This window comes from Acinetobacter sp. 22512, assembly GCF_052044755.1.
Taxonomy (GTDB): domain Bacteria; phylum Pseudomonadota; class Gammaproteobacteria; order Pseudomonadales; family Moraxellaceae; genus Acinetobacter; species Acinetobacter pittii.
In genome coordinates this window covers 212,264-239,037 of sequence record NZ_JBQENP010000001.1, presented here as the reverse complement: position 1 = coordinate 239,037, position 26,774 = coordinate 212,264, and the positions used below count along the sequence as shown (strand labels likewise).

26 protein-coding genes and 1 riboswitch are annotated in these 26,774 nt (G+C 39.0%); of the genes, 19 read left to right on the top strand and 7 right to left on the bottom strand.

The annotated features are described in order from the left end of the window. The 11 genes from nirB to ACTJJG_RS01125 all read left to right on the top strand — a co-directional run bounded on the left by nirB (position 1) and on the right by ACTJJG_RS01125 (position 14,931). On the top strand, positions 1-2,547 hold the full coding sequence (nirB, locus tag ACTJJG_RS01175) for a nitrite reductase large subunit NirB (RefSeq protein WP_069119853.1): 2,547 nt from the start codon (positions 1-3) through the stop codon (positions 2,545-2,547). Positions 2,548-2,559: 12 nt separating this feature from the next. Further along, positions 2,560-4,182: a nitrite reductase small subunit NirD gene (gene nirD / locus ACTJJG_RS01170; RefSeq protein ID WP_069119855.1), complete on the top strand. Its 1,623-nt coding sequence runs from the start codon at positions 2,560-2,562 to the stop codon at positions 4,180-4,182. An 18-nt stretch (positions 4,183-4,200) separates the two neighbouring features. Beyond that, positions 4,201-6,987, top strand: coding sequence for a nitrate reductase (locus ACTJJG_RS01165; RefSeq protein ID WP_032070662.1), 2,787 nt, complete (start codon positions 4,201-4,203; stop codon positions 6,985-6,987). Further along, positions 6,984-7,613 (top strand): molybdenum cofactor guanylyltransferase, encoded by a 630-nt coding sequence (mobA, locus tag ACTJJG_RS01160; RefSeq protein WP_032055869.1) that lies wholly within the window; start codon positions 6,984-6,986, stop codon positions 7,611-7,613. The genes ACTJJG_RS01165 and mobA overlap by 4 nt, the downstream gene beginning before the upstream one ends. Positions 7,614-7,761: 148 nt before the next feature. Continuing rightward, entirely contained in the window at positions 7,762-10,035 is a 2,274-nt protein-coding gene (locus tag ACTJJG_RS01155; protein ID WP_440608908.1) for a molybdopterin-dependent oxidoreductase, read from the top strand. Positions 10,036-10,264: 229 nt separating this feature from the next. Further along, entirely contained in the window at positions 10,265-11,305 is a 1,041-nt protein-coding gene (gene moaA, locus ACTJJG_RS01150; protein ID WP_114259797.1) for a GTP 3',8-cyclase MoaA, read from the top strand. Next, a complete protein-coding gene (locus tag ACTJJG_RS01145; protein ID WP_032055875.1) occupies positions 11,306-11,560 on the top strand; it encodes a MoaD/ThiS family protein in 255 nt (84 codons plus the stop codon). It abuts the gene before it with no gap. Positions 11,561-11,563: 3 nt separating this feature from the next. Next, positions 11,564-12,049, top strand: a complete 486-nt coding sequence (locus ACTJJG_RS01140; RefSeq protein ID WP_032055877.1) for a molybdenum cofactor biosynthesis protein MoaE — start codon at positions 11,564-11,566, stop codon at positions 12,047-12,049. A 23-nt stretch (positions 12,050-12,072) separates the two neighbouring features. Then, positions 12,073-12,996: a bifunctional molybdenum cofactor biosynthesis protein MoaC/MoaB gene (moaCB, locus tag ACTJJG_RS01135; protein ID WP_000799986.1), complete on the top strand. Its 924-nt coding sequence runs from the start codon at positions 12,073-12,075 to the stop codon at positions 12,994-12,996. Continuing rightward, positions 12,996-14,231 (top strand): molybdopterin molybdotransferase MoeA, encoded by a 1,236-nt coding sequence (locus ACTJJG_RS01130; protein WP_032055880.1) that lies wholly within the window; start codon positions 12,996-12,998, stop codon positions 14,229-14,231. The genes moaCB and ACTJJG_RS01130 overlap by 1 nt, the downstream gene beginning before the upstream one ends. Positions 14,232-14,448: 217 nt before the next feature. Beyond that, on the top strand, positions 14,449-14,931 hold the full coding sequence (locus ACTJJG_RS01125; protein ID WP_032062785.1) for a winged helix-turn-helix transcriptional regulator: 483 nt from the start codon (positions 14,449-14,451) through the stop codon (positions 14,929-14,931). Between the two features lie 16 nt (positions 14,932-14,947). Here the strand turns inward: ACTJJG_RS01125 and ACTJJG_RS01120 are convergent, their stop codons facing one another. Further along, on the bottom strand, positions 14,948-16,339 hold the full coding sequence (locus ACTJJG_RS01120) for an aminotransferase-like domain-containing protein (protein WP_032062783.1): 1,392 nt from the start codon (positions 16,337-16,339) through the stop codon (positions 14,948-14,950). A 123-nt stretch (positions 16,340-16,462) separates the two neighbouring features. Here ACTJJG_RS01120 and ACTJJG_RS01115 point away from each other — a divergent pair, with 123 nt between their 5' ends. Further along, positions 16,463-17,326, top strand: coding sequence for a DMT family transporter (locus tag ACTJJG_RS01115; protein ID WP_372552701.1), 864 nt, complete (start codon positions 16,463-16,465; stop codon positions 17,324-17,326). A gap of 2 nt (positions 17,327-17,328) precedes the next feature. Here the strand turns inward: ACTJJG_RS01115 and ACTJJG_RS01110 are convergent, their stop codons facing one another. From ACTJJG_RS01110 to tusD, 4 genes are read right to left on the bottom strand one after another with little or no spacing between them, the layout of a single operon-like run. Next, positions 17,329-17,640 carry a TusE/DsrC/DsvC family sulfur relay protein gene (locus ACTJJG_RS01110; protein ID WP_002115694.1) on the bottom strand — a complete coding sequence of 104 codons (312 nt, stop codon included), beginning with the start codon at positions 17,638-17,640 and terminating at the stop codon, positions 17,329-17,331. A gap of 18 nt (positions 17,641-17,658) precedes the next feature. Continuing rightward, positions 17,659-17,943 (bottom strand): hypothetical protein, encoded by a 285-nt coding sequence (locus tag ACTJJG_RS01105; protein WP_039762003.1) that lies wholly within the window; start codon positions 17,941-17,943, stop codon positions 17,659-17,661. Between the two features lie 17 nt (positions 17,944-17,960). After that, the gene (locus ACTJJG_RS01100) at positions 17,961-18,311 is read right to left on the bottom strand and encodes a hypothetical protein (RefSeq protein WP_017385985.1); all 351 of its coding nucleotides are present in this window, start codon (positions 18,309-18,311) and stop codon (positions 17,961-17,963) included. Positions 18,312-18,355: 44 nt separating this feature from the next. Continuing rightward, the gene (gene tusD / locus ACTJJG_RS01095; RefSeq protein ID WP_002115623.1) at positions 18,356-18,724 is read right to left on the bottom strand and encodes a sulfurtransferase complex subunit TusD; all 369 of its coding nucleotides are present in this window, start codon (positions 18,722-18,724) and stop codon (positions 18,356-18,358) included. A 65-nt stretch (positions 18,725-18,789) separates the two neighbouring features. Between tusD and galE the strand changes: the two genes are divergently transcribed. The 3 genes from galE (at position 18,790) to ACTJJG_RS01080 (ending at position 22,112) form a co-directional block, all read left to right on the top strand. Further along, positions 18,790-19,797, top strand: a complete 1,008-nt coding sequence (galE, locus tag ACTJJG_RS01090) for a UDP-glucose 4-epimerase GalE (protein WP_032036542.1) — start codon at positions 18,790-18,792, stop codon at positions 19,795-19,797. A 116-nt stretch (positions 19,798-19,913) separates the two neighbouring features. Continuing rightward, positions 19,914-21,308 carry a class II fumarate hydratase gene (gene fumC / locus ACTJJG_RS01085; RefSeq protein WP_017385986.1) on the top strand — a complete coding sequence of 465 codons (1,395 nt, stop codon included), beginning with the start codon at positions 19,914-19,916 and terminating at the stop codon, positions 21,306-21,308. Positions 21,309-21,665: 357 nt separating this feature from the next. Next, complete coding sequence (locus tag ACTJJG_RS01080; protein ID WP_372552700.1) at positions 21,666-22,112, top strand: DUF6097 family protein; 447 nt, start codon at positions 21,666-21,668, stop codon at positions 22,110-22,112. Positions 22,113-22,277: 165 nt separating this feature from the next. Here the strand turns inward: ACTJJG_RS01080 and ACTJJG_RS01075 are convergent, their stop codons facing one another. Continuing rightward, a complete protein-coding gene (locus ACTJJG_RS01075) occupies positions 22,278-22,571 on the bottom strand; it encodes a hypothetical protein (RefSeq protein WP_002115649.1) in 294 nt (97 codons plus the stop codon). A 175-nt stretch (positions 22,572-22,746) separates the two neighbouring features. Between ACTJJG_RS01075 and ACTJJG_RS01070 the strand changes: the two genes are divergently transcribed. Beyond that, positions 22,747-23,448 (top strand): alpha/beta fold hydrolase, encoded by a 702-nt coding sequence (locus ACTJJG_RS01070; RefSeq protein WP_032055891.1) that lies wholly within the window; start codon positions 22,747-22,749, stop codon positions 23,446-23,448. On the opposite strand, the gene ACTJJG_RS01065 is transcribed toward ACTJJG_RS01070, so the two are convergent. After that, the gene (locus tag ACTJJG_RS01065; protein ID WP_032055893.1) at positions 23,443-23,706 is read right to left on the bottom strand and encodes a hypothetical protein; all 264 of its coding nucleotides are present in this window, start codon (positions 23,704-23,706) and stop codon (positions 23,443-23,445) included. The genes ACTJJG_RS01070 and ACTJJG_RS01065 overlap by 6 nt on opposite strands. A gap of 228 nt (positions 23,707-23,934) precedes the next feature. Between ACTJJG_RS01065 and ACTJJG_RS01060 the strand changes: the two genes are divergently transcribed. The 3 genes from ACTJJG_RS01060 (at position 23,935) to ACTJJG_RS01050 (ending at position 26,771) form a co-directional block, all read left to right on the top strand. Then, complete coding sequence (locus ACTJJG_RS01060; protein WP_032055894.1) at positions 23,935-24,378, top strand: BLUF domain-containing protein; 444 nt, start codon at positions 23,935-23,937, stop codon at positions 24,376-24,378. Positions 24,379-24,619: 241 nt separating this feature from the next. After that, a complete protein-coding gene (locus ACTJJG_RS01055; protein ID WP_002115670.1) occupies positions 24,620-25,111 on the top strand; it encodes a hypothetical protein in 492 nt (163 codons plus the stop codon). A gap of 150 nt (positions 25,112-25,261) precedes the next feature. Continuing rightward, positions 25,262-25,350, top strand: a riboswitch (glycine riboswitch). A gap of 176 nt (positions 25,351-25,526) precedes the next feature. Then, on the top strand, positions 25,527-26,771 hold the full coding sequence (locus ACTJJG_RS01050; RefSeq protein WP_032055896.1) for a D-amino acid dehydrogenase: 1,245 nt from the start codon (positions 25,527-25,529) through the stop codon (positions 26,769-26,771). The last annotated feature ends 3 nt before the right edge of the window (positions 26,772-26,774 follow it).

The window sequence follows — 26,774 nt, the reverse complement described above, 5'->3', positions numbered from 1 at the left end:
ATGAAATTGGTAATGATTGGTCATGGTATGGTGGGCCACAAATTCATCGAAGCCATTTTAGAAAAAGCAGATGATGAACTGGAAATCACGATTCTCGCGGAAGAACCTCGTATCGCCTATGACCGTGTACATTTGACAGAATATTTCTCTGGGAAATCAGCAAAAGATTTATCTTTAGCACGTTTTGACTTTGCTGATGCTCATGGCATTGACTTACGTCTAAATACAAAAGCAACTGCAGTTGATACAGCTGCACAAACAGTCACAACCAATCATGGTGATGTCATCAGCTATGACAAATTGGTGTTGGCAACTGGTTCGTATGCATTCGTTCCACCAATTCCGGGTAATGACCGTGAAAACTGCTTTGTTTACCGTACGATTGAAGACTTAGATGCGATTCGTGCAGCAAGTCTTAATGCAAAAACGGGTGTAGTCATTGGTGGTGGTTTACTTGGTCTTGAAGCCGCAAAAGCTTTACGTGATTTAGATCTAGAAACACACGTTGTTGAGTTTGCGCCACGTTTAATGGCAGTTCAAATTGATGATTTGGGCGGTAAAGTTTTACGCCGTAAAATTGAAGACCTTGGTGTAAAAGTTCATACACAAAAAGCGACACAATCTATCGAATGTGGCAACAGCACTACACATGTAATGAAATTTGCAGATGGTAGCGAGCTTGAAGCAGATGTCATTTTATTCTCTGCGGGGATCCGTCCACGTGATGAACTTGCACGTAACAGTGGTCTCGCGATTGGTGAGCGTGGCGGTATTGTCATTAATGATTACTGCCAAACTTCAGATAACAATATTTATGCCATTGGTGAATGTGCGCTTTGGCAAAATAAAATTTATGGTTTGGTTGCACCGGGCTATGACATGGCACGTATTGCAGCAAAACATATTTTAGATGAAGAGTGTCATTGCTTCGCTGGTGCAGACATGAGCACCAAGTTGAAGTTGATGGGGGTGGACGTTGCTTCTGTAGGTGATGCACATGCCATGACTCCGGGAGCATTAAGCTATTTCTATGCAGATGAGCATGCACTGGTTTATAAAAAGATTGTTGTAAATGCAGATAAAACCAAATTGCTGGGCGCGGTTTTGGTGGGCGATGCGAAAGAGTACAACGACCTTTTACAAATGATGTTAAACGGTCTGGCTTTACCTGAAGTACCTGAAAGCTTGATCATGCCGGGCTTTGAACAATCAGCAGGTAAGTCTGGTGGTAGCGGTGTAGATTTACTTCCAGACAGCGCAACCATTTGTTCATGTAACAATGTATCAAAAGCAGACATCTGCCAAGCAATTAGCGATGGTTCGACCTCTTTAGGTGCATTAAAGAAATGCACCAAAGCAGCAACAGCATGTGGTGGCTGTGCACCATTAGTGACACAAGTGTTAAAGTCAGAGTTGCAACGTCAAGGCGTGACTGTAAATAACCACATTTGCGAACACTTCCCGTACTCGCGTCAAGAGTTGTATCACTTGGTTCGTGTCAATGAAATCAAAACTTTTGATGATTTGATTCATCAACATGGTCATGGTTTAGGTTGTGATATTTGTAAACCGGCGGCAGCAAATATTTTGGCATCTTGCTGGAACGATTTCGTACTTGAGCCAAGTCATGCAGGCTTACAAGACAGTAATGACTACTATTTGGGTAACATCCAAAAAGACGGTTCTTACTCGGTTGTACCGCGTATGGCTGGTGGTGAAGTGACTCCAGATGGTTTAATCGCGATTGGTCAAATTGCGAAGAAATATAACTTGTATACCAAAATTACTGGCGGTCAACGTGTTGACATGTTCGGTGCGCAAGTTCACGAGCTTCCATTCATTTGGGAAGAGCTGAATGCTGCGGGCTTCGAGTCTGGTCATGCTTACGGTAAATCATTGCGTACCGTGAAATCTTGTGTAGGTAGCACATGGTGCCGTTACGGGGTAGACAACTCAGTTGGTTTAGCGATTGAGCTTGAAAACCGCTACAAAGGTTTACGTTCACCGCATAAATTAAAAATGGCAGTGTCTGGCTGTACTCGTGAGTGTGCGGAAGCGCAAGGTAAAGACGTTGGTATTATCGCGACCGAAAAAGGTTGGAACCTTTATGTATGTGGTAACGGTGGTATGAAACCACGTCATGCAGAGTTACTTGCATCTGACCTTGATAAAGCAACGCTCATCCGTTACATCGACCGTTTCTATATGTTCTACATCCAAACCGCAGACCGTTTACAACGTACGAGTGTATGGCGCGACAACATGGAAGGCGGTTTAGATTACCTTAAATCTGTAGTGGTGGATGATTCACTTGGTTTGGCTGCCGAGCTTGAGCGCCGTATGGAACACATCATTGGCACATATCAAGACGAATGGCGTACTGCGGTGGAAAATCCTGAAGTTCGTAAACGCTTCCAAACGTATATCAACGCAGGAGCAAATGAACAGGCCGATCCACACATTCAATTTACAACTGAACGTGGTCAAATTCGCCCATTAACTGAAGCTGAACGTTCAGAAGACCGTATTCCAATGGTTGAAGCATAAAGGAGAACTTATATGAATATTGTACAAGACAAAAATATGCTTCCTGATGATCAATGGATTGATGTGTGTGCACTCGATGATTTAACCCCAAACACTGGCGCGGGTGCACTAGTGGGTGACCAAGCGGTAGCAATCTTCCGTGTAGGACATGAAAAACGTGTTTACGTGCTGAGTAATAAAGATCCATTTAGCCAAGCGAATGTGATGAGCCGTGGGATTATCGGAGATTTACAAGGCGAGCGTGTCATTGCATCACCAATCTATAAACAACATTTCAGCTTAGCAACAGGGCGTTGTTTAGAAGATAAAGACCAAAAATTGGCGGTTTATCCGAGCAAAATTGTTGATGGCCGTGTTTGGGTCAATGCAGTGCCGCAAAAAACTTATATTACCAATACAGGTGTATCACAAGACAAACTTAAACTGGTGCTGATCGGGAATGGCTTGGCGGGTATGCGTTGTCTGGAAGATTTACTAGATATGGCACCAGACCGTTATGAAGTTACGGTGATTGGTGAAGAACCTTGGGGTAACTATAACCGCATTATGTTATCTCCGGTTTTATCGGGTGAAAAAACCATTGAAGACATTATGTTGCATCCACCAAAGTGGTATGACGATAAAGGCATTAAATTTATTGCCGGTGATAAAGCCGTAAAAATTGATCGTCCGCGTAAAGTGGTTTACACCGAAAAAGGCCAGACAGTTGATTATGACCGTTTGATTCTGGCAACAGGCTCGGCACCATTTATTCCACCAGTTCAAGGTGTTGACTTAAAGGGCGTGTTAACTTTCCGCGATATTTATGACGTCAACACCATGATTGAATACTGCGATTCAAAAACCAATGCAGTGGTGATTGGTGGTGGTTTACTCGGTTTAGAAGCGGCGTATGGTTTAAAACAACGCGGTATGAATGTCACAGTATTGCATTTGATGGACCGTATTATGGAACGTCAACTTGATGGACGTGCGAGTCAATTACTTCGTCATAGCATTGAGCAAAAAGGCATTCATATTATTACCGAAGCCAATACAGAGGCGTTAATTGGTGATGAAAATGGTCATGTCAAACAAATCCGTTTGAAAGATGGCACGGTCTTAGATGCTGACCTTGTGGTATTTGCTGTGGGCATTCGTCCAAATATTGCTTTGGCACAAAGTGCTGGTTTACGTTGCAATCGCGGTGTATTGGTGAATGACACCATGCAAACGTTTGATCCAAGTATTTACGCGGTGGGTGAATGTATCGAACACCGTGGTCAAACTTTTGGTTTGGTTGAGCCACTATGGGGGCAAGCTTTTATTTGCGCGACCCATCTGGCTGAACACGGCAGCTTAACTTTTAAAGCACCCACTGTGCCGACTCAGTTAAAAGTCAGTGGTGTCGATGTATTCTCGGCTGGTAATTTTGAGCCGAAAGATGATTATGAAGACATTATCCTGAACGATGAAAAACGCCAGATTTATAAGCGTATTATCATTCAAAGCGATCGAGTAATCGGTGCAGTATTGTTTGGTGATACTGAAGATGGCATGTGGTATGCAGAGTTAATTGCAGACCAAACACCTGTTTCTTCATTTAGAAATAAGCTGCTATTTGGTCGAGATTTTGCATTAAAAAATGCAGGCTAAATAGGGAAAGGAGCAGTTATGAATAGTATTCCAAGCGTTGAAATCGATAGCTCCGACCATGTTGCAGTTGCAAAAAACACTAAAACAACATGTCCATATTGCGGTGTAGGTTGTGGTGTTAGCGTAAACGTCCAACAAAAACCGCAAGGACCTCTAGTACAAGTTGAGGGGGATGCCGAGCATCCTTCCAACTTTGGACGCTTATGTATTAAAGGTAGCCGACTCGCGGATACTTTAGGGTTAGAAACACGTGTTTTACAACCAATGATGGGGCGCAAAGCTGATCGGGTAGTAACGACATGGGATGCGGCAATCAATAAACTTGCCGATAAATTCCAATCTTGTATCGATCAATATGGTCGTGACAGCATTGCATTTTATGTTTCAGGTCAGCTTTTGACTGAAGACTATTATGTGGTGAATAAGTTTGTAAAAGGCTATTTAGGCACTGCAAATATCGATACCAACTCACGCCTTTGCATGTCATCTGCGGTGGCAGGTCACAAACGTAGTTTCGGTGAAGATATTGTGCCTGCAAGTTATGAAGATTTTGAACATGCAGACATGGTGGTTTTGGTTGGTTCCAATACCGCATGGTGCCATCCTGTGCTGTATCAGCGGATTATGCAGGCTAAAAGCCACAATCCCGATATGTTTGTTGTAGTGATTGATCCACGTTTTACCAGTACTTGTGAGCAAGCGGATTTACATTTACCGATTTTACCGGGCCAAGATGTCGCATTGTTTAACGGTCTATTCCAATATCTATATCAAAATGGTCATGCCGATCAGGCTTTTGTTGATGTTTATACCGAAGGTCTGCAAGATGTTTTGGCAAGCAGCCAGCCAGAAACTGATATTCAATATGTGGCAAAGCGTACGGGAATTGCACTCGATAAATTACAGCAGTTCTTTGAGAAATTTGCGCAGACTGAAAAGGTAATCACGCTATTTTCAATGGGTGTGAATCAATCAAGTCAGGGCGTAAATAAGGCCAACAGCATTATTAATTGTCACTTACTAACAGGCAAAATTGGTAAGCTCGGCGCCGCACCATTTTCAATGACAGGCCAACCCAATGCGATGGGTGGTCGAGAAGTGGGTGGCTTAGCCAATATGCTAGCGGCACACATGGACTTAGATAATCCATCACATCAAAAAGTAGTGCAAACTTTTTGGGATAGCCCATTTATTGCAAATCAAGCGGGCTTAAAAGCAGTTGATTTATTTAATGCGGTTGAAGCTGGAAAAATTAAAGCGATCTGGATTATGGCAACCAATCCGGTGGTGAGTTTGCCAGATGCCGATCAAGTTAAACGTGCTTTAGAGAAGTGCGAGTTAGTCGTCGTGTCAGATATCTGTGCCGATACCGATACTACAGCTTACGCCGATATTTTGCTTCCAGCTTTAGGTTGGGGTGAAAAAGATGGCACAGTGACGAACTCTGAGCGCCGTATTTCACGTCAACGTGCTTTCTTACCTGCACCGGGTGAAGCAAAGGCGGATTGGTGGTCAGTGAGTCAAGTTGCGAAAAAATTAGGCTTTAAAGGTTTTGACTTTGCGAGTGCAAGTGACATCTTCAATGAGCATGCTGCGCTATCTGCACAAGACAATGCAGACATGGATATGCGAGAAGAGAGTAATAATTTTCGTTATTTCAACCTGAAAGGTTTAATGAACCTAACTAATGCTGAGTACGATGCTCTACAACCAATGCAATGGCCAGTATGGGATAAAACCCAAGACGCTAAAGCCGTTCAACAACTGTTTGGCAATGGCCAGTTTAGTCATAAAAATGCCAAGGCAAAATTGATTCCGACTGTTGCGATTGATCCGGTACATGCAGTTTCAGAAGATTATCCGCTCATTTTGAACACGGGACGTATTCGTGATCAATGGCACACCATGACGCGTACTGGTTTGTCACCAAATTTGACCAGTCACCGCGCTGAACCATTCTGTGAGATTCATCCAAATGATGCCTTAAAGTTTGGTGTACGTGATCAAGGTTTAGTAGAAGTTCGTTCGAAATGGGGCAGTTGTGTACTACGTGTGACCTTCTCATCGGGTGTCCGTCGTGGGCAAATTTTTGCACCGATTCACTGGACTGAACAGGTTGCATCCGACGCCCGCATTGGTAAAGTCGTTAATCCAGAAGTTGATGCAATTTCAGGTGAACCTGAGTTCAAACATACGCCTGTAATCATTCAGCCGTTCTATACCACTTGGCAGGGCGTGCTCTATATTCGTGAAGGATATGATTCGCATATTCAAGAATCGCTACATCACTGTGCATGGTGGACCAAAGTCAAAATGGTGAAAACCAATCGTTATGAACTTGCAGACCGCCAAACTTTTCATGATACTCAAAAGAATCTGAAAAGCTTTTTACCATTTGCCGATGAAACCTTTGAATGGTTAAGCATAGAAGATATCTCTTCACAACTGAGCCATAGCGTTATTTTGAAAGATGGCATTGTAATTGCAAGTCTATATATTGCACCGCCAGATTTATTGCCAGACCGTGATTGGGTAGCGAGTCTGTTTAAACGAGAACGTTTGAGCGCCTTGCACCGAAAAGCTTTACTAGCGGGTATGCCAATGTCGGCTACTAATAATGATGGGCCTTTAGTGTGTAGTTGTTTTAAAGTAGGTAAGAATAAAATTATCGACGTCATAAAAACACAAAACATTACCCATGAAAAACAGGTTACTGCATGTTTAAAAGCAGGTGGGAACTGTGGTTCATGTTTACCTGAGATTCGTGGCTTGATTAAAGCTTGCCAACAAGAGGTGGAAGTGTGAATAAGGGATATCCCGTAACTGATCTGGTCATTTTGGCGGGTGGACAAGCCCGCCGTATGAATGGTTTAAATAAGCTGTTGCAGCAATTTGATGGCGATACGCAACTATCCAAAATTCATCAAAAACTAAAGTCATCTGTATCTGAAATTTGGGTAAATAGTCATCGTGATTATTCGATTTATCAAAGTATTGTGCCTGATATTAAGTGTTTTCAAGATGATGCTTCTGGTTTTTTCGGCCCGCTTATGGGTATGAAAAGCGCATGGTCACATGTAAAAGCAGATTATGTTTTGTGTGTTCCCTGTGATGTGACGTATATACCTACGCAAGTCGTTGCGAAATTACATAGCGCACTACGCAAAAATAAACAAGCTCAGGCAGCCTATGTTTCAATTAATGGAGATGCTTTATATCCATTTTGCTTATTAAAGCGTGAAAGCCTGATTACGGTACGAGAGCAAATTGACAAACAACGATTAAGTTTGAAAGAGTGCTTTAAACTTTTACATGCACAAGTCGCCGTATTTCAAAAACAAAACTTATTTTTTCATAGCATTAACTCTCTGGATGAGCTTCAACAATATAAACAAATCAATGCTTTTAAAGAGATATTTACCGCGAGTTAAACATTAGATTCTATTAATTTACAAACTAAAGTGATGTTATAAACAAATTTAAAATGATGCGTTCTTGACTATCTAATATATAAGTTCTATTTTGGAACCTGTTGTTTTAATTCTAGCTAGATGTATAAAAATAAACGGAGCCAGAAAAATGATGGACGCAGCTCAGCAAAGTAAAACAGATGTAACCGCATGTATCTTATGTTCTAGAAACTGCGGTTTGAGCGTAGAAATTAAAGATAATCAGTTTGTCAAAATTAAAGGCAATCCTGAACATCCATTTTCTCAAGGCTACATTTGCCAAAAAGCCGCAAGATTACAGCACTACCAGCAACACGCAGATCGTTTGACCACACCTTTAAAACGCCAACCAAATGGTTCATTTAAAGAAATTAGTTGGGATGTGGCGATACAAGAAATTGCTGATCGATTAGTGCAGATTAGAGATGATTTTGGCGGAACTGCTTTTGCTTCGGTTGGGGGCGGTGGTCAAGGCAATCATCTTGGTGCAGCGTATGGTCGACAACTTTTGCTGGCCATGAAAAGTTATTATGCATACAACTCACTTGCCCAAGAAAAAACGGGTGATTTCTGGCTGAATGGTCGTTTGTTCGGTAGTCAGGCTTGCCATACCACAGAAGATGTTGAACATGCCGACTATGTACTTTTCATTGGAACAAATCCTTTTCAGGCCCATGGCATTCCCAACGCCCGAGACACGCTAAAACATATTAAGAAAGATCCGAACCGAACTATGGTGGTGTTTGACCCGCGTGTTACCGAAACAGCCAAACAAGCAGATATCCATGTGCAATTAAAACCAGGGACAGATGCTTTTTTAATGTCAGCCATGATTGCGATCATTATTAAAGAAAAGCTTTATGACGAAGCATTTATTGAGCAGCATACGCACGGTTTTGAAGACGTAAAAACAGCATTTAGTCGAGTTCCAATTGAAGACTATATTGCTAAAGCTGATGTTCCAGTCGATTTGATTTACCAAGTCGTTCGAGATTTTGCCAAGGCGAAAAAAGGCTGTATACGTATTGATTTAGGCATTCAACATACTTTAAATACTACATTAAACGGATATTTAGAAAAACTACTGTACTTACTGACTGGAAACTTTGGAAAGCAAGGTACCAATAATCTGCATACTATGTTAATTCCAATCTTAAGCGATACAGATGAAAGAAAGCCGAAATATCGACGTAGTGTTTACCATAAAATGTTCCCGATTTCCGGGTTTTTCCCGCCTAATATTTTACCCGATGAAATCTTAAAAGCAGGGGAAAAGCGAATTCGCGCAGTTTTTGTAGATAGCTGTAATCCGTTATTAACTTATCCTGATACACCAGCTTATGAGGAAGCATTTAAAGCATTAGATTTGTTGGTGGTAGTTGATGTTGCGATGACAGAAACCGCGAGACTCGCCGACTATATTTTGCCTGCTCATACTCAGTTTGAAAAATGGGAATTTACTGGTTTTAACTTGGAATTTCCTAAGAATGGTTTTCACCTGCGTCATTCCGTATTGGCTGCTCAAGCAAACACTTTACCGGAAGCCGAAATTTATACTCGATTACTTGAAGCCATGCAGGTGATTCCAAAACGCTTTCCAATTTTAGAAAAAATAGTTTCAGTCGACTCGAAAAAAATAGCTTATTTACCGTATTTGTCGGCATTGGGACTCACTTTTGCACGACACAAAAAATATATTCCTTTTGCAGCTTCAATTATCTATCGTACTTTAGGTAAGCAGTTAGAAAAATCAGCTGGTTCAGTAGCTTTTTTATTGCCGCTGTCTATTCAATATGCTGTGTTACACACCAAAGCGGTACGTCGTGCAGGTTATAAGGGTAATCCGTTAACACAAGGTGTCAAACTATTTGAGCAAATATTAAAGCAACGTTCAGGTATGGTTTTATCGCAACATGAATATGACGAAGTCTGGAAACTGGTGGCTTATAAAGATAAGAAAATACGTCTAGCGATTCCCGAGATGTTAAGTGAGCTCGCAAGCTTGAAAAGCCATAACGTTAATATAGAAGAGTTTCCTTTTATCCTCTTATCAGGTGAGCGACGTAGTTATAACGCCAACCAAATTTACCGTGACCCAGCATGGCGAAAAGTAGATGCTGAAGGAGCTTTACGAATTCATCCTGAAGATGCAGAAGCCTTAAGTGTAGCTGTGGGTGATCAAATCAAATGTATCTCACAACATGGAGAAATTCAGGTTACTGTAGATTTTGATGAGGGAATGCGAAAAGGAGTTGTTTCGCTTCCACATGGTTATGGCATGCGCTTTCAAGGTGGGGAACCTATTGGACCACAATTAAACATGCTCATTTCTGGTGAGCATTGTGACCCTTTATCTAAAACACCGTACCATAAATATGTACCCATCCGTTTAGAAAAGTGCTAGAAATAAAGTAGGGCATATAAAAGGTTGACGCCGCACTGATTTTGTAAAGCTTTAAAGTTTGAACTAAAACGATACGGCCGAAATTTCAAATACAACCCAAAAAGTTATGGATGATAAATAGAATTGGAACAAATTTTGCAATAAAGATCAAAGCACTACTAAGGCGCAATTTTAAAAGTTTAATTGCTCTTAATGAGTGCTTGCAATATTTGAACTGTTCTCGATATGAGTGCAAATAATGAAACAATATCACTCTGAAACTGCGCCAATGCTTTTGCAAGATCAATATGGGCGTATCAAGCGAAAGTTACGTATTTCAGTAACTGATCGCTGTAATTTTAAGTGTGTGTATTGCATGCCTGAACATCCTGAATGGCTAAATAAACAAGATTTGCTTAGTTTTGAGGCGCTCTTTCAGTTTTGCAGTTTTATGGTGCAACAAGGTATTGAAAGCATCCGTATTACGGGTGGTGAACCATTAATGCGTCAAGGTATTGTTCATTTCGTTCGCGATTTACAAGCTTTAAAAGCATTAGGTTTAAAACGTATTTCAATGACCACCAATGGACATTATCTTGCAAAATACGCTCAGCAATTAAAAGATGCTGGTCTAGATGATTTAAATATTAGTCTAGATAGCCTAGATCCGATTCAATTTAAAGAGCTCACTAAGAAAAAGTTAGAACCAGTTCTTGAGGGTATTCAAGCTGCAAAAGATGCAGGGCTACCTTTTAAAATTAACTGCGTGTTAATGAAAGATAAAAATGAGGATCAAATCCTACCGATGGTGAAATGGTCTATCGCCAATCATATTCCGCTACGTTTTATTGAATTCATGCCACTTGATGGTGATGCACTTTGGTCAAATAAAGATGTGGTGAGTGAAGCCGAAATTTTACAGGCGTTGCAACCACATTATTCAGTACAAGTGATTGAGCAGCAACATGAGCCAGCACGCCAATATCTACTTAACAATAGTTACGCGCTAGGCATCATTTCTACCATTACTCACTCATTTTGCCACCAATGTGACCGTATACGACTAACGGCACAAGGTGAACTCTATAACTGTCTCTTTGCCCCGCAGGGTTTAAATATTAAGCCACAGCTTCAAACGCTGGTAAGTAAACAACGTACACCGGAATACGACATGTATATCCAAAATTTAAAGAATTTGGTCCATCCTTATATTTGGCATAAAGCTAAAGGCTTTCATGCCTTACAACATCAACAAACCCGTAAAATCAGTATGCATATGCTTGGGGGATAAATGCAGCAATCTATCCAAATTAAAATCGAATCATTTGGTGCAATTGAAAAATTGCTTCCACAAAATCTTTCGTTAGTTTTCCCCACCGATATTTTAGTTAAAGATGTCTTAAATGAAATTGTTTCGTTGCATCCGGAATGTACACAGGCCATGGAAAAATGTGCATGCGCTATTGGCGATAATGTCATAACAAGACAATCGGCCTTAAGTGAGCCGTGTACTTTGGTTTTATTATCACCAGTTGCAGGAGGCTAAGCTATGCGAGATTTTGCACGTATTCAAGAGCAGGTTTTAAGCTTAGATACTTTTGATCCTATTGAATCTTTTCCAGAATGCGGTGGAATTGATATTTTTATGGGTACAGTTCGTAATCACCATGAAGGTAAAGCGGTTAAGGCGTTGAAATATACCTCTTATAAACCGCTTTCTGAAAAAATGATACGTGAAATTGAACTGGAAATTGAGAAAAAGTATCAGGTATCTTATGTGCGAGTGGTTCATCGGATTGGGCATCTAGATGTCGGTGAAACAGCAATCATTGCAATTGCTTATGCAGCCCATCGCCGTGAAGCTTTTCAAGCATGCGAAGAAGCGGTTGAGCGAGTAAAACATGAAGTGCCTGTGTTTAAAGAAGAGTTCTTTGCAGATGGTACGAGTCACTATGTAGAGGGTTGTTGTATTCGTAAGGATGCACCGCACGAACACAAACATCACCATCATGCCGGCCATGAACACTCACACTGAAATAAGCAAGACTAGGATAAATAATGAAAAACGTAGGAATGAAGCCGGAGAGTTATCGTGTTGCTGAAGCACAAGCAATTTTATATGCACCACCGCACTGTATTGAATTATTAAGACAGGGGAATACCGAAAAAGGGGATGCGTTAAAAACTGCACGTGTTGCAGGGATTTTGGCAGCAAAACGAACTGATGAGCTGATTCCTTTGTGTCATCCACTGCCGATTTATCGTGCAGATGTTGAATATGAACTAGAACATGATTTTGTAAAGATTATTACCGTGGTGGAAACCATTGGTCCAACTGGCGTAGAAATGGAAGCCTTAACGGCTGCAAGTCTTGCAGGGTTAACCATTTACGACATGTTAAAACCGCATTGTGAACCAGAAGAACTCTGGATGGATCAATGTAAATTGCTTAAGAAAAAAGGTGGCAAATCACACTTTAAGCGAGTTCTTCGTCAGCCTGTTTCGGCTGCGGTTATTGTGTTGTCGGACACCGTAGCAGCAGGTAGAAAGCCCGATACTGCCGGAAAATCTGTGGTTGAAACTTTAACAGAAGCAGGATTCGATCCAATCCATTACCAAATTTTGCCAGATGAAGCGGATACTTTAAAAAACTTAGTGCTTGAGTTGAGCAAATCATATGCTTGCATTATGACGGTTGGTGGGACAGGAATTGGTAAGCGTGACATTACAGTTGATACGCTAGAACCACTTTTAGAACGAAAGCTAGATGGCTTAATGGAAGCTGCTCGTTCATTTGGACAAAAACGCACGCCATACGCTGCAATGTCGCGTGGAGTAGCTGGTTTTATTGATCGTTCTTTAGTGGTGACTTTACCGGGAAGCCGTGGTGGAGCAAGCGAATCAATGGCTGCTATTTTACCTGCCTTAGTCCATATTTTTGATGTTTGCCGTGATCTACCACATCCGGGAGGCTATGAGTAATGACTGGTTGTGGTGCAGAACGTGGATTGATTAGCGTAGATGAAGCAATTGAGCTGATTAGTAACCGACCTAAAAAATTAGGTTCAATTCAGCAACCTCTTCAAAATAGCCTAAGTGGGTATCTTGCTAAAGAAATTTATTCAGAAATTAACCTACCAAGCTTTTCTCAAAGTGCTGTGGATGGCTATGCACTTTGTTGTCATGCCGAAGATTTAAATAATCAAAAGTTTCAGGTTACTGGTGAGATTCGTGCTGGAAGCGAAAGTCATGACATTTTGAGTGAAGGTCAAGCAATTCGTATATTTACGGGCGGCAAAATTCCTGAAGGGACAACGCATGTAGCTCGGCAAGAAATCGTATCGGTTGTTTCGCCTCAAGAAATTTCGTTAACTGAACATATTCGTCCTCAAGCTGATATTCGTTTTACTGGCGAAGAAATCCAGCAAGGGCAGTTACTTGCGCAAGTTGGACAATTTTTGAATATTGGAAGTTTGGCTGCCTTAAGTATGGCGGGTGTACAAACGGTTGACGTTTACCGTGCGCCGAAAGTAGCTGTTTTGATCACGGGTGATGAAGTTGCCGAAAAAGCAGAAGATCTAGCTGAAGGTAAAATCTTTGATGCAAATGGCCCATTACTAAAAGCTTGGTTTGAAGATTATGGTTTAGATATTGAACTCATTCATGTGGCAGATGAGGCAGAGCAAGTCACGCATTACTTTAATGAGTTAAAAGATAGCCATGATGTCATTATAACGACAGGTGGAGTCTCTGTAGGTGATTATGACTTTGTTCGGCCATGTGCTTTTGAAGTTGGTTTTGAACAGATTTTTTGGAAAGTAAAACAAAAGCCGGGCAAGCCACTTTTTTTTGCTGAATATTCTCATCCAGAAACAGATCACTACTGTTATTTACTGGGATTACCGGGTAATCCGGCTGCGGTCTATGTATCAATGCAAATTTACGGTAAAGCATTGCTTGATACTTTACAGGGAAACTCGGCAGGGCCGGAGTGGTTTAGTGCAATTTTAGATCATGATTTAAAAGAAGATGCGCGTGAACGTTTTCTAAGAATGCATGCTTATTTTGACAATGGACAACTTAAAGTTAAAAGTCTGACAAAACAGCAATCACACATGCTCAGTAATTTAATGCAGGCCAATTGTCTGGTGCGAATCCCAGCAAGTGTGAAACTAGAAGCAGGTCATATTTTGAAGGGTGTATTCATCTCAAATTAATGATGAATAATAATAGATATAACTCACTATACAATTGGGTGAGTTATATTTGTTAAGTGAATTTATATAATAGCTTTCTATTTTTTTATAATAAAAATTCTTTTATAAAGTTGATAAGAAGTTATTTTTATAATGAATCTTGCATAACTCGTAGTAAGTGGTTTAGGGTATAAACAATAGGGCCATTAGGCTAGGAAATATCGAGGAACGCATAAAGATGAAATGGGATGACATCGGTGATCAACCTTGTTCGGTTGCTCGTATGCTATCAGTGATTGGCGATCGATGGACGATGCTAATATTACGTAATGCTTTTATGGGAATACGCCGCTTTGATGATTTTCAAAAATCATTAGGTGTAACTCGTCATGTCCTTTCAGATCGTTTAAAGCGTTTGGTTGAATATGAAATTTTAGCCAAAGCTCCTTATTTTGATCGGCAGGAACGCTTTGAATATAAATTGACTGATAAAGGTTTTGAGCTTTATCCAATTATTTTGTCTATGGCGAATTGGGCAGATAAATGGATGGATCAAGGTTTAGGCAAACCTTTAGAATATCGTCATAAAACTTGTGGTCATAAATTTGAACCAGTCATGGCATGTTCGGTTTGCCGTGAACCTTTACATGCAAAACAAGTTCAGGTTTCAGCTGGGCCGGGTTATTTTGCATATATGCAGCAAAAACAGAAACAAGCTTAATTTCTCTTACTATCAATTATAAAGACTCTAGTTGAATCGCATCAGCCAGAGTCTTATAGATATGGTCATGATTTGACTGTGTTACATTAAAGCGTATGAATTGACCAGCATTGGAAGCTTGGCTAAACGCGTTTCCTGGTGCAAGAATAACCTGATGATTAATACAATATTTCGCAATTTCTGAAGCTTCAACTCCCTTTGGCAAATGACACCAAACAAAAATTCCAGCTTGAGGCTTAATCCATGGTTTTATACCCAAAGGTCCTAACTGAGTAATGGTATCGTGCATTGCTTTTGCTAATCGGACCTTTAATAATTCTATATGTTTACGATAAGACCCATCTGTTAAAGCACTTAATAAAACTTCAGCTGATACACCATTGTGAGAAAAGCTTGTGGCAATTTTCAGGTCTGTGAGCTGATCAATCCATTCTGGTTTAGCAATAATATAACCACAACGAATAGATGCTGATAACGTTTTAGAAAAACTCCCAATAAAAATGACACGTGAAAGATTATCCAAAGCAGCAAGCCGAGGAGCAGGGCTATATTCAAAATCTGAAAAAATATCATCTTCAACGACAATCAAATTGGATTGTTCAATGAGTTTTAAAAGTTGATGGGCTGTAGCAAGAGACAGTGTCGCACCAGTTGGATTGTGAATTCCTGAGTTGGTGATATAAAGACGTGGATTGTAAGTCTCAATTGCTTCTTTAAATGCCTTTAAGTCAGGGCCTGTTGGTGTGTAGGGAATACCAATAACTTTGACTTGATGGACTTTAAGCAATGCATGAAAGTTGAAATAACAAGGATCATCAATAAGAACGACATCATCGGGCTTTAGTAAAAATCGGCACACTAAATCAATGGCTTGAGTTCCTGAGTCTGTTAAAAGCACTTGATTAAGATTTGCATTGATACCTTTTGCTTGAGCGCGTCTTGCCAGTAAATCACGTAGAGCTGGTAGTCCTAATGGCGTTGAATAACCCATCAAACAATCATCTGGGCTTCTTGCAGCCGATCTTAATGCTTTACGAATACTATCTAATGGCATCCAGTCATCAGGTAACCAACCGCAACCGGGTTTAAAAACATCTGCTTTCGCCTCCAAAGATTGGCGTGAAATCCATAATGGATCGACTGAGCGATCTAATTTAGGACCTAATTCGCTTAAAGAAAGAGGGGCAAGCGGACCAACAATATAGAATCCAGACCCACTTCTTGATTCGATTTTGCCTAGAGCAATTAATCTTTCATAGGCTTCTACAACCGTTGATACAGAAAAGCCAAGATTATTTGCTAACTTACGAACGGAGGGTAAGCGTGCTCCAGGCATTAAAGACCGATTTTTTATTTGTTGCTCAATCTCTGAAATGACAATTTCAATTTTGGTTTTGTTCTGGTTCACTGACTTACAATCCGAACTGTACTGGTTATTAATACATTACAGTTCTTTTAAATTGTACTGCTTTGTATCTGGTTTATTCACCTTAGCACAGCTTAAATTCTTCGTATAGTGACGGAGAAAATTATGACTAGGTTTATGAATGGCTGGGTGAATGGTTTTATTGGCGTGGCTATTTTTGCGGGATCACTACCAGCAACACGCGTAGCTGTAATGGGGTTCGAACCGGGTTTTCTAACTGCGGCACGTGCGGCAATTGCAGGTATTTTAGGCCTTATTCTTATTTTGGTTTTAAAACAAAAAAAACCAGCCAAACAAGATTGGTGGCCTCTTGCCATCGTTGCTTTAGGCGTGGTGATAGGTTTTCCTCTATTTACAGCGCTTGCTCTCCAATACATGAATGCGGCTCATTCAATCGTTTTTGTTAGCCTTTTGCCTCTCGCAACTGCAATATTTGCTGTATTGAGAGGCGGCGAAAAACCGAATCAATTTTTCTGGATATTTGCAATCTTAGGGAGCGCGGTTGTATTTGCTTATATATTCTTCGTCTCTGGTGATACCTCACTCGGGATAGGAGACTTTTATATGTTGATGGCGATCATTTTTTGTGGCTTTGGTTATGCAGAAGGCGGTGTTCTTTCAAGAAAAATAGGGGGGTGGCAGGTCATTTGTTGGGCGCTAATTTTGTCACTACCTATTATGCTATTTCTGACTATTTTCTATATGCCAGCTTCATTTCAGAGCGTATCTACATCAGCTTTGGTCGGCCTTATTTATGTGTCTTTATTTAGTATGCTGATTGGTTTTTTCTTTTGGTACAAAGGACTTGCGCAAGGAGGAATTGCTGCTATTAGCCAACTACAACTCTTACAACCTTTAATGGGATTAGGTATTGCTGCGGTCTTGTTACATGAGCAGGTAAGTTGGTCAATGTTGGTGGTTACAGCAGCAACTATTTTATGCGTCGCTGCTGCCAAAAAGTTTACCTAATTTTATAAGCAATTTGCTGGTTTAGGAATCCCTGCTAAACGACTTAAGTGACGCGCCACTAAACCAGTATTAAATTGTTGCTGTAAAACTGCATTATTAATCTCTGGACTGACCGTTTTCATTAAAAATTTAATCAGCGGGCGAGTTGCTGGAGAGTGTCCAAACTGTTGATAAAACTGACGTACAGCTGCTAAAACTTCAAAATGCCAATCGGTGAGTTCGAGATCAAGTGACTTGGCAAGTTCTTGCGCAACTTCAGGATTCCAGATTGTGTAATCAACCAAATGACCGTCTTGGTCTAATTCTAAATTCATGAAACCAGCCTAAATATATTATTTAAGAGAAATACAGCGATTAAACGTTAAAACCAGATCAGCAAATTGATCGTAATCTAATACCTTCACTTGAGATAAAGTATCTGTATCAAGTAAGTCTTTTTCGATGCTTAAGCATGAAACAGATTCAAATGGTTGAATCATTTCAGCAGAAAGGTGTGCCGTTGCATCACCCATAAAAACAATTTGATCACCTACCCGAAAAAGATTGCGTAATTCCTCAATAATCTTCGGCGTAGCATGGTAAGAAGATTGCACAAGATAAAGTGTTGACGGATTCATTAAACTTACACCTTAATCTACCAATATAGAACATGATCAAAAGATTGAATAAACTCAGCATTCAACTGAACGAATTCAATTTCTTGTTCGGTTTTTTGTACAAGAGGATGCTGCTGATTTTTACTTTCAATCAGAATAGGGCTCAAGTCGTAGAACTCAAAACTTTCGACCATATTTGAGGCCACTTTGAAAGCCTGACGAAACTGATCAAAGCTCAAATCATTTTGCAAAAGACTAAGAGCAGCATCTTTCAATAATACTTTGACTGGTGAGCCAAAGGTTGCTAAAACCATAGTAGCAGAAAGGCTTTCATTGATTTGAAGACTGGTTAAATTGGCTTGGCTTAAAATGACGAGTACAGATTTCACACAATATACCTTTTAAAAGCAACAATCTAAGCAAACAAAGTAACTTAAAATTGAATAAGACGAGATGCTGACTGTACTGCATCAGCAAGTTCACCTAACCCGACAAGTTCAAAGTCTTTGGCAAGGTTGTGATGAGTAAGGTGATGACGACTGGCATTTTCTGCATCTGTAATACCACGAGCGAGGGCAGCACTCACACAAACAGGAAGACGAATCGCAAGCTTTTGCCATTCATGCGTTAAATTACGCTGGTCGTCAGGAACCCATTGAAAATCATTAGCAACCTGCACGCCATCTTGGTAAAAGAATACACGGAAGTCTTCATTTTTACTTTTGAGTGCCTGAGCAAGTCCTAACGCATGCCAAGCATGAATGGAAGTAGGAGCAGAGGTAATTAGTAGTAATGTACTCATTGAGAATTCACTATGGTCATACGTCTAAATGGGCGTAGATACATTAAGAGAAAGGTAAGTATACAATGATTTTAGTGACAGGTGGTTTAGGCTTTATCGGTTCACACATTGCGTTGAGTCTAATGGCTCAAGGGCAAGAGGTGGTAATCGTCGATAATTTGGCTAATTCAACCTTGCAAACTTTGGAGCGGCTAGAGTTTATTTCTGGTATGTACGTTCCATTTGTCAAACTTGATGTACGCAATACACCAGCGCTGAATAAGGTGTTTGAGCAATATTCAATTGATGCAGTTATTCATACTGCCGGATTCAAATCAATTGAAGAATCTAACCTTAAACCTCTTGAATATTATAATGATAATGTTAGTTGTATCATGAGTTTGCTTCGTGCCATGCAACGTACAGGTGTTCGTCACTTCATTCATCTGTCTAGCCTTGCAGCTTATGGGAAATCTGGCTTGCAATTGAGTGAAACAGAAGAATTTAATTATGCTTATCCTAATCCCTACATTAAGTCTCAACAGATGATTGAAGAAATTATCCGTGATACTTATAAAATTGACCATGAGTGGAAAATTGCGATTTTACGATTGTCTAATATCGTAGGTGCATTTGAACATGGGGTACTCGGAGAGTATGTCGCTCAGCTCCCTAAAAATATTGTTCCGCTTGCGATGCAAGTCGCAGCAATGCAGCGTGATTTAATTGAATTACAAGATCAAGCTGAAACGTCAGATCATACGACTGAACGTAGTTTTTTACATGTTTTAGATTTATGTGAAGCCGTCATTGCGAGCTTACATTGGCTGCGTGAACAAACGCATTGTTGTGAAGCATTTAATATTGCACATGACCAAGTTCATTCAATTCGTCAATTACTCGATGAAATTTCACAAGTCACTCAAGCTGAAGTTCCTACACAATCAGCAATTTATAAACATGTCGAGTTAGATCAAGTTGGCGCTAATATTGAGAAAGCAAAAACCTTATTGCAATGGACACCGAAGCGCCCATTAAAACAAATGATCGAAGATGAATGGCGCTTCTATCAAAATACTTTAAATGGAAGATAAGATAATGATTCTTATTTACAATACTGGTATGCTTGAGTACGATATTCAAAATTAACTAGCCAGAGCAAACACTTGCTTCAGCCCGTGAGTTCTTTATTGAGATAACCGAGGTTTCTATGCAAACACGAATTGAACATGACACTATGGGTGAGATTGAAGTTCCAAATGAAGCATTGTGGGGGGCACAGACTCAACGCAGCTTACAGAACTTTAAAATCGGGCAAGAACGATTACCCCGTGCCATGATTCGAGCGATGGGTTTTGTAAAAAAGGCTGCTGCAATAACCAATGCTGAACTTGAACAACTACCACAAGATTTGAGTCAATATATTGTGGGTGCTGCTGAAGAGGTCATTGATGGCAAGTGGGATTCCCAATTTCCTTTAGTTGTCTGGCAAACAGGTTCTGGTACGCAAAGCAACATGAACTGTAACGAAGTGATTGCCAATATTGCAAACCAGAAATTAGGGCAAGCTTTAGGTGCTCAAAAGCCAGTACATCCAAACGATCATGTCAATCGTGCTCAATCAACAAATGACTCATTTCCAACGGCCATTCACGTGGCAGCAAGTTTACAAATTAACGAGTTGCTCATTCCTGCTGTAGAGCAGCTTAAAGCGACTTTGCAAAAAAAGTCAGATGAGTTTCAGGATATTGTCAAAATTGGCCGTACCCATTTGCAAGATGCTACTCCATTAACCTTAGGTCAAGAATTTAGTGGCTATGTATCACAGCTTGAGCATGGATTGGTTCGACTACAACAAGCTTTGAGTGGCTTATATGAGTTGCCATTAGGTGGCACAGCGGTAGGTACAGGATTAAATGCACATCCCGACTATGCAGTAAAAGCAGCAGCTCAGCTTGCATTACTCACAGGTTTACCTTTTGTAACTGCACCCAATAAATTTGAAGCTCTAGCAGGACGGGACGCCGCTGTTTTTGCATCAGGTGCATTAAAAACTTTGGCTGTAAGCTTAAACAAAATCGCGAATGATATTCGTTGGCTGGCAAGTGGACCTCGTTGTGGTTTTGGTGAAATCCGTATTCCAGAAAATGAGCCTGGTTCAAGCATTATGCCTGGGAAAGTAAACCCAACACAAAGTGAAGCAATGACCATGGTTGTTGCGCAAGTGCTTGGAAATGATACGACCATTAACGTAGCAGGTGCTTCAGGTAACTTCGAATTAAACGTCTTTATGCCAGTGATTGCTTATAACTTATTGCAATCTATTCAGTTACTTGGTGATGCATGTAATAGCTTTAATGATCACTGCGCGGTGGGAATTGAGCCTAATCGCGATAAGATTGATCACTTCTTGCATAATTCTCTGATGCTAGTTACAGCTTTAAATCCAGTAATCGGCTATGAAAATTCTGCAAAAGTTGCAAAGACTGCTTATAAAGAAAATAAAACGTTGAAGCAGGTTGCTGTTGAGCTTGGTTTGGTTACAGCGGAACAATTTGACGAAGTAGTTAAACCTGAAAAGATGGTTTCCCCAAATAGTAAGTAATCTATCTAAAAATAAAGATATTTTTAGAATCTCAATCAATAGAAAGGCACTTTGGAGCTATTTCGAAAGTGCCTTTTTATTTTAATAATTCGAATACTTAACTCCTATTAAAATTTGGCTTTTGATAATCTTATAGTTCAGGATAAAAGTTCAGTCGTTCTCATAGTGTTTAAAAAATTGAGAAATATAGTGAGAGGAAGCTATGTTTAGTAATCTTTGGAACATTTTCGGCTTCTCGTATTTCTTTTGAATATTTTTTAACTCAGCTCAATTTATTACTTTTGTGTTAAAAAGTGCTTTTAATCATAAAATTTGCCTTAAAATCCATGGTTTTACTAATTACATTCTGGTTTTTCTATGGGAAATTTAACAATTTTAGGTGAGGCATTAGAAAGTGCAGAAATCTTGAAAAACATTCAATATCATATTAAAGACAACAGATTACCTATATCATTAAAAGATGATTTGAATAAGCAAATTATTGAAGTTGAAAAATATTTTGGAGAAGATGATTTTGAAAAACTAAAAGTTAAGAAAAATAAAATCAATATATGGACAGGAGTTCTTGCGGTTCCAATATTGATTTATTGTATTGCATTATTCTTAAGTCGATATGTACATAACTTTGGTATCAATATTGATGTAGATGTCTTAAATCATATGTTGTTCGATAATATATTTAAATATATTTGGATTGTCATAATTTATGCAGTCATATTCTTTGGATTGATTGGATACTTTTATATACTTAATAACCAAAGCAAAAAATTAATTGAAAAGAATGTGAATAAACTTCTTAGCTAAATATGTTTAAAATCTTTAAGCATACAATATGCTGTGCACTCTATTATCTGTATATACAGATAAATCATTAATAAAAGTGTACGCGCTAATATTTATATAAAAGCCCTCAAATGAGGGCTCTTTTGGGGTGGAAGGATTTAGCTTGTATCTTGAAATTAGAAAATATCAAAGTAAGCCGTCTATGTATTCCCAACCATGAGATTTCATAGCTTCAAACTTCTTTTTTAGCTCTTCTTTTTCGTACTCATGTATATCGCGTGCTAAAAGAACATGATATGAGTTAGATTCTGGTTCTATAGTCACTTCAATAATCTCTACTGGTTCAATCACTCCACTCTCAGTTAAACCAGAGTCTATAAAACACATTCCTTTTACAGGAATAACAGTACAATCATATTCCTTAGAAATAAAATAATTATTTGCTGAAGCGGAATACGTACGTGATGCTCTAACTTTCATGTGTACCTCCTTCTCAAGCATAAAAAGGGAATGTTTTAGTCTGGCGTGCTTCCACAGTTATTTCTGTTTAATTTATATAGTGATTTTATTTTTTACTTCAATATTCTAATTATAGATTTTTTATTAGCATAAAATGCTGTTAGCTATAATTTACAAGTAAGGTATTAAAAAACTTATGAATCAAAAGACACTTTCAGTTGTTTTAATTCCTGGTTATATGCTTGATGAATCTCTCTGGAATGAACTCATAGATGAAATGCCTAAAGAGTGGAATATATCTCGAGCTACTTTAAAAGAAGGAAAAACAATAAAAGAAATTGCTCAAAAAATTGTTGAAAATGCGCCGGAAAGCTTTGTACTGATTGGATTCTCACTTGGAGGATATATCGCCAGATCTATAGTGGAGCAATTTCCTGAAAAAGTTAAGGCGCTTGTTTTAATAGCGTCTTCACTACGCTCAGATACAGAAGAGCAGAAAAATCAAAAGTTAACTGCAATTAAACTTAACTCTAGGAAAAATTTCCATGGGCTAAGCTCAATATCGATTGAAAAAACACTTCATCCATCAAATGTGCAGAATCGTACTCTTGTAAAAAGAATCCAAGAGATGGGGAAAGCTTTAGGTTATGAAGAATTCGTTAAACAATCTATGTTAGATAGAAGTTCTTATGATATGAGCAAAATCACATGTCCAACTTTAATTATTTCTGGCGCTGATGACCAACTGCGCTCTAAGGAAGAAGCCATAGAATTATTAGATCAATTGCGACATGCAAAGCTTGAGATAATTAAAAATACTGGTCATATGATTCCGATGGAACAGCCAAAAGCATTGGTTACAGTGATTTTAACTTGGTTAAGTACTTATCTTTCATGAGGGCCTAACTTTTGTTTTCTTCGTCAGAATCTTAATAATCCTGAAAACTTGATTACCAAGTTTGATCTTTTGGTGAATGGTTGCATGATCAAGCTGATCCCATAACTCAAATGGAAAAAACTCTGAACTATGATCAAATATCCATAACCATTGGTAGCTATTGTTAAGGGTACTCTTATCAAAACGAACATCTTGAACTTTAATAATCTTAAACTGTTTATGATGTTCGTCTTGAAGAATAACTTCATGATTCTCCATTAGACATCCATACATTAAAGATAATTTTCAATTGTACTAAAATTAATAGTGTCTAATTAGCTTGTTAGGTTGGCATTAATTTACAAAAGATTTCGGGTTGTTAAAGTTTGTCATTTTCAAAAAGAAAATAATCTTTACTTTTGAAATACAAGGTTTTAAATAGCTTACATTGTAAGAAGAGAGGGTAGATGTCAGAATGGACATTAAAATCTATCTTCGAGTATCGCTATGAGTTTAATAGGCTTTATGTATGCAAGTAAAACCAATAGTGAACATAGTCAAATAAAACAAGATTTAATTGATATTCTCACAGAAGCTGTCAAATTCAATTCACATAATGATATTACAGGAGTGCTTTACTATGGTAATGGATACTTCTTGCAGTATTTGGAAGGTGAGAAAGAACAGGTCGAATCGCTATTTTATAAATTAATTTTGAAAGATTCGAGACATCAGAACTGTGAAATCATCTTTTCAGAACCATCCGAACAACGGCTATTTAAACATTGGAGTATGAAATTTGCTCCCATTAACACGAAAATAAAAGAGTTCTTTCATTATCATCATGTTGATGAGTTTAATCCTTATCTGCTTAACACTACCTCTATTCCGTCTTTTATTGAACTGCTTGTAGATCAGCCAAATTATAAAGTTGATCAATATCAAGGTTAACCGAAACCAAGAATTACAACGGATTTTTGATGTTCTATTTAAAGTTAAGCTCTCTTCGGAGAGCTTTTTATCACAAAGACTGAAACTTTCACTAATTAATGGCGAATTGGCGTTGAATAAGCCGTCATAATTGTTAAAATGCCCACCTTGTCCTGTTTTTATATTGTTTTTTGTTTTGCATGTATTTCGCAAAGTTAGAGATAAAATTATTAAAAACAGCTGCTTAGTTAAGGATTTTTGAATGCTCTCTATTTATTTAACAGATACCCAGCAACACGTGCAATTTAATGATTATCCTAGTGATCAGCCGGTTAAGTTTCTGTTAAATCTTAAAAAGATTTTCCCAAGTACAGCGGATTTATTATTACCAGTTTTACCTGAAGATAATGATCTAGAAAACGTAACGTGGGAATCAACCTCAAAAGATTTTGAAGTTTTTAAAAAGCTATTAGCGGGATGGGGCGTTATTGAGCTTCGTTTAAACGCAATTACTGCTTACAAAGATAAAAACTTTGCAAATGAGTTAGTGAAACAAGCACAGGTAAAACGTAAGAAAACAGCCCAAAAGAACCATCAGCTTTCTTTAGTTGCTTTGGATTATATTTTTATGCACGAAGTTCATGCATTGATTGATGCTGAACTGGTCACTATTGGTGAGAAATTCTACTTACCAACCTTGCGTGAGCAATGGAAGGGTACGGTTTCAGACCAAGTGCTCAACGGAAAACTCTAATTTAAGTGTAAAAGGTGAATTTATAAAAATTCACCTTTTTTATTTTCTAATTAAATCAGTGCCTTATAATTTTAAGATTGCTTATACAAAAGTTTACAAGAAAAGAATGCGTTTTTTTCAATGTGGCAGATACATTGCTTATATAAATACAAAATTATTGCGGGAGAGAGGTTCATTAAGAACCCGCCGAAGGAGCAACAAGCCCGGAAACTCTCAGGCAAAAGGACTGTAATAATTAAAAAATCTGGAGAGAAGCTTAGATTTATAAGAATGGAAAACAATAACTTATAAATTATAAACTCACCGAAGGGGAAGATCTAAACGTTAAAAGGTAACGTTGGGGTCAAAACTCTCAGGTACCAATGACAGATGGGCTGTACTGATGAAATGTTTTTGCATTTCTGAGGAGTCTGTTATGCCACATGTTATTGTGATAGGTGCGGGAATCACAGGGGTTACCTCTGCTTATGAATTATCGCAACTGGGTTATCAAGTCACAGTGATTGATCGACATTTATATCCTGCAATGGAAACATCATTTGCCAATGGAGGGCAATTATCGGCTTGTAACGCCGAAGTATGGAACCAAAAAGCCACCGTGATTAAAGGCTTTAAATGGATGAGACAAAAAGATGCTCCTCTATTGTTGAACCCTTCATTTAGTCTGCATAAGTATAGTTGGCTAGTTGAATTTCTATCACATATTAAAAACTATGAAGCGAATACGATTGAGACGGTCCGTTTGGCATTACTCGCTCGTAAGCGTTTGTTTGAAGTTGCTGAAAAAGAGCAGCTTGAGTTTGATTTGGAGAAACGTGGAATCCTCCATATGTATCACAGTAAGGCTGACTACGAGATTGCTAAACAAGTTAATAACGTATTGAACAAAGGTACATTGGAACGCTATTCGGTTTCACCTGATGAAATGAAAACAATAGAGCCATCTTTGACAGGTGACTATTTCGGCGGCTATTACACGCCAAGTGATGCGACGGGTGATATTCATAAATATTCAACCTCTTTGGCTGAGAAGACTAAAGAATATGGCGTTCAATATAAGTTCGGCCTAGAAGTTATGGATATTAAGTGCGGCGCAGATAAAGTAGTCGTAACTTGTCAACCAAGTGCTGAGCATCCTTATCTGGTTGAGTCCGATAACATTCAGCTAGAAGGTGATGTACTTGTTGTTTGTGGTGGTGTAGGGAGTTATCAACTTGCCGATATGATTGGTGAGCGAGTAAATGTGTATCCAGTAAAAGGTTATTCAATTACCGTGCAATTAAAAGATGAGCACAGCGTAAAGAATGCTCCTTGGGTGAGTTTACTAGATGAAAGTGCAAAAATTGTGACTTCTCGTTTAGGTAAAGATCGACTGCGTGTGGCAGGGACTGCTGAGTTTAATGGCTATAACCGCGACATACGGGCTGATCGTATTCAACCATTAGTGAATTGGGTTAATCGTAACTTTGATATTTCAACTGAGCATGTGGTGCCTTGGGCAGGGTTAAGACCAATGATGCCGAATATGCTGCCTGTTGTTAAGCAATCTAAACAACCTCGTGTTTTTTATAATACAGGGCATGGGCATTTAGGTTGGACTTTGTCTGCGGCAACCGCAGTTTTAGTCGGTCAGGATATTGCTCAAAAATATCCAGCGTAGAAA

Bases quoted from the DNA above. Each gene is read 5' to 3' on its own strand.
- nirB (WP_069119853.1), top strand. From the start codon at position 1: ATGAAATTGGTAATGATTGGTCATGGTATGGTGGGCCACAAATTCATC.
- nirD (WP_069119855.1), top strand. From the start codon at position 2,560: ATGAATATTGTACAAGACAAAAATATGCTTCCTGATGATCAATGGATT.
- ACTJJG_RS01165 (WP_032070662.1), top strand. From the start codon at position 4,201: ATGAATAGTATTCCAAGCGTTGAAATCGATAGCTCCGACCATGTTGCA.
- ACTJJG_RS01155 (WP_440608908.1), top strand. From the start codon at position 7,762: ATGATGGACGCAGCTCAGCAAAGTAAAACAGATGTAACCGCATGTATC.
- ACTJJG_RS01145 (WP_032055875.1), top strand. From the start codon at position 11,306: ATGCAGCAATCTATCCAAATTAAAATCGAATCATTTGGTGCAATTGAA.
- ACTJJG_RS01140 (WP_032055877.1), top strand. From the start codon at position 11,564: ATGCGAGATTTTGCACGTATTCAAGAGCAGGTTTTAAGCTTAGATACT.
- moaCB (WP_000799986.1), top strand. From the start codon at position 12,073: ATGAAAAACGTAGGAATGAAGCCGGAGAGTTATCGTGTTGCTGAAGCA.
- ACTJJG_RS01130 (WP_032055880.1), top strand. From the start codon at position 12,996: ATGACTGGTTGTGGTGCAGAACGTGGATTGATTAGCGTAGATGAAGCA.
- ACTJJG_RS01125 (WP_032062785.1), top strand. From the start codon at position 14,449: ATGAAATGGGATGACATCGGTGATCAACCTTGTTCGGTTGCTCGTATG.
- ACTJJG_RS01115 (WP_372552701.1), top strand. From the start codon at position 16,463: ATGACTAGGTTTATGAATGGCTGGGTGAATGGTTTTATTGGCGTGGCT.
- ACTJJG_RS01110 (WP_002115694.1), bottom strand. From the start codon at position 17,640: ATGAATTTAGAATTAGACCAAGACGGTCATTTGGTTGATTACACAATC.
- ACTJJG_RS01105 (WP_039762003.1), bottom strand. From the start codon at position 17,943: ATGAATCCGTCAACACTTTATCTTGTGCAATCTTCTTACCATGCTACG.
- tusD (WP_002115623.1), bottom strand. From the start codon at position 18,724: ATGAGTACATTACTACTAATTACCTCTGCTCCTACTTCCATTCATGCT.
- galE (WP_032036542.1), top strand. From the start codon at position 18,790: ATGATTTTAGTGACAGGTGGTTTAGGCTTTATCGGTTCACACATTGCG.
- fumC (WP_017385986.1), top strand. From the start codon at position 19,914: ATGCAAACACGAATTGAACATGACACTATGGGTGAGATTGAAGTTCCA.
- ACTJJG_RS01080 (WP_372552700.1), top strand. From the start codon at position 21,666: ATGGGAAATTTAACAATTTTAGGTGAGGCATTAGAAAGTGCAGAAATC.
- ACTJJG_RS01075 (WP_002115649.1), bottom strand. From the start codon at position 22,571: ATGAAAGTTAGAGCATCACGTACGTATTCCGCTTCAGCAAATAATTAT.
- ACTJJG_RS01070 (WP_032055891.1), top strand. From the start codon at position 22,747: ATGAATCAAAAGACACTTTCAGTTGTTTTAATTCCTGGTTATATGCTT.
- ACTJJG_RS01065 (WP_032055893.1), bottom strand. From the start codon at position 23,706: ATGGAGAATCATGAAGTTATTCTTCAAGACGAACATCATAAACAGTTT.
- ACTJJG_RS01060 (WP_032055894.1), top strand. From the start codon at position 23,935: ATGAGTTTAATAGGCTTTATGTATGCAAGTAAAACCAATAGTGAACAT.
- ACTJJG_RS01055 (WP_002115670.1), top strand. From the start codon at position 24,620: ATGCTCTCTATTTATTTAACAGATACCCAGCAACACGTGCAATTTAAT.
- ACTJJG_RS01050 (WP_032055896.1), top strand. From the start codon at position 25,527: ATGCCACATGTTATTGTGATAGGTGCGGGAATCACAGGGGTTACCTCT.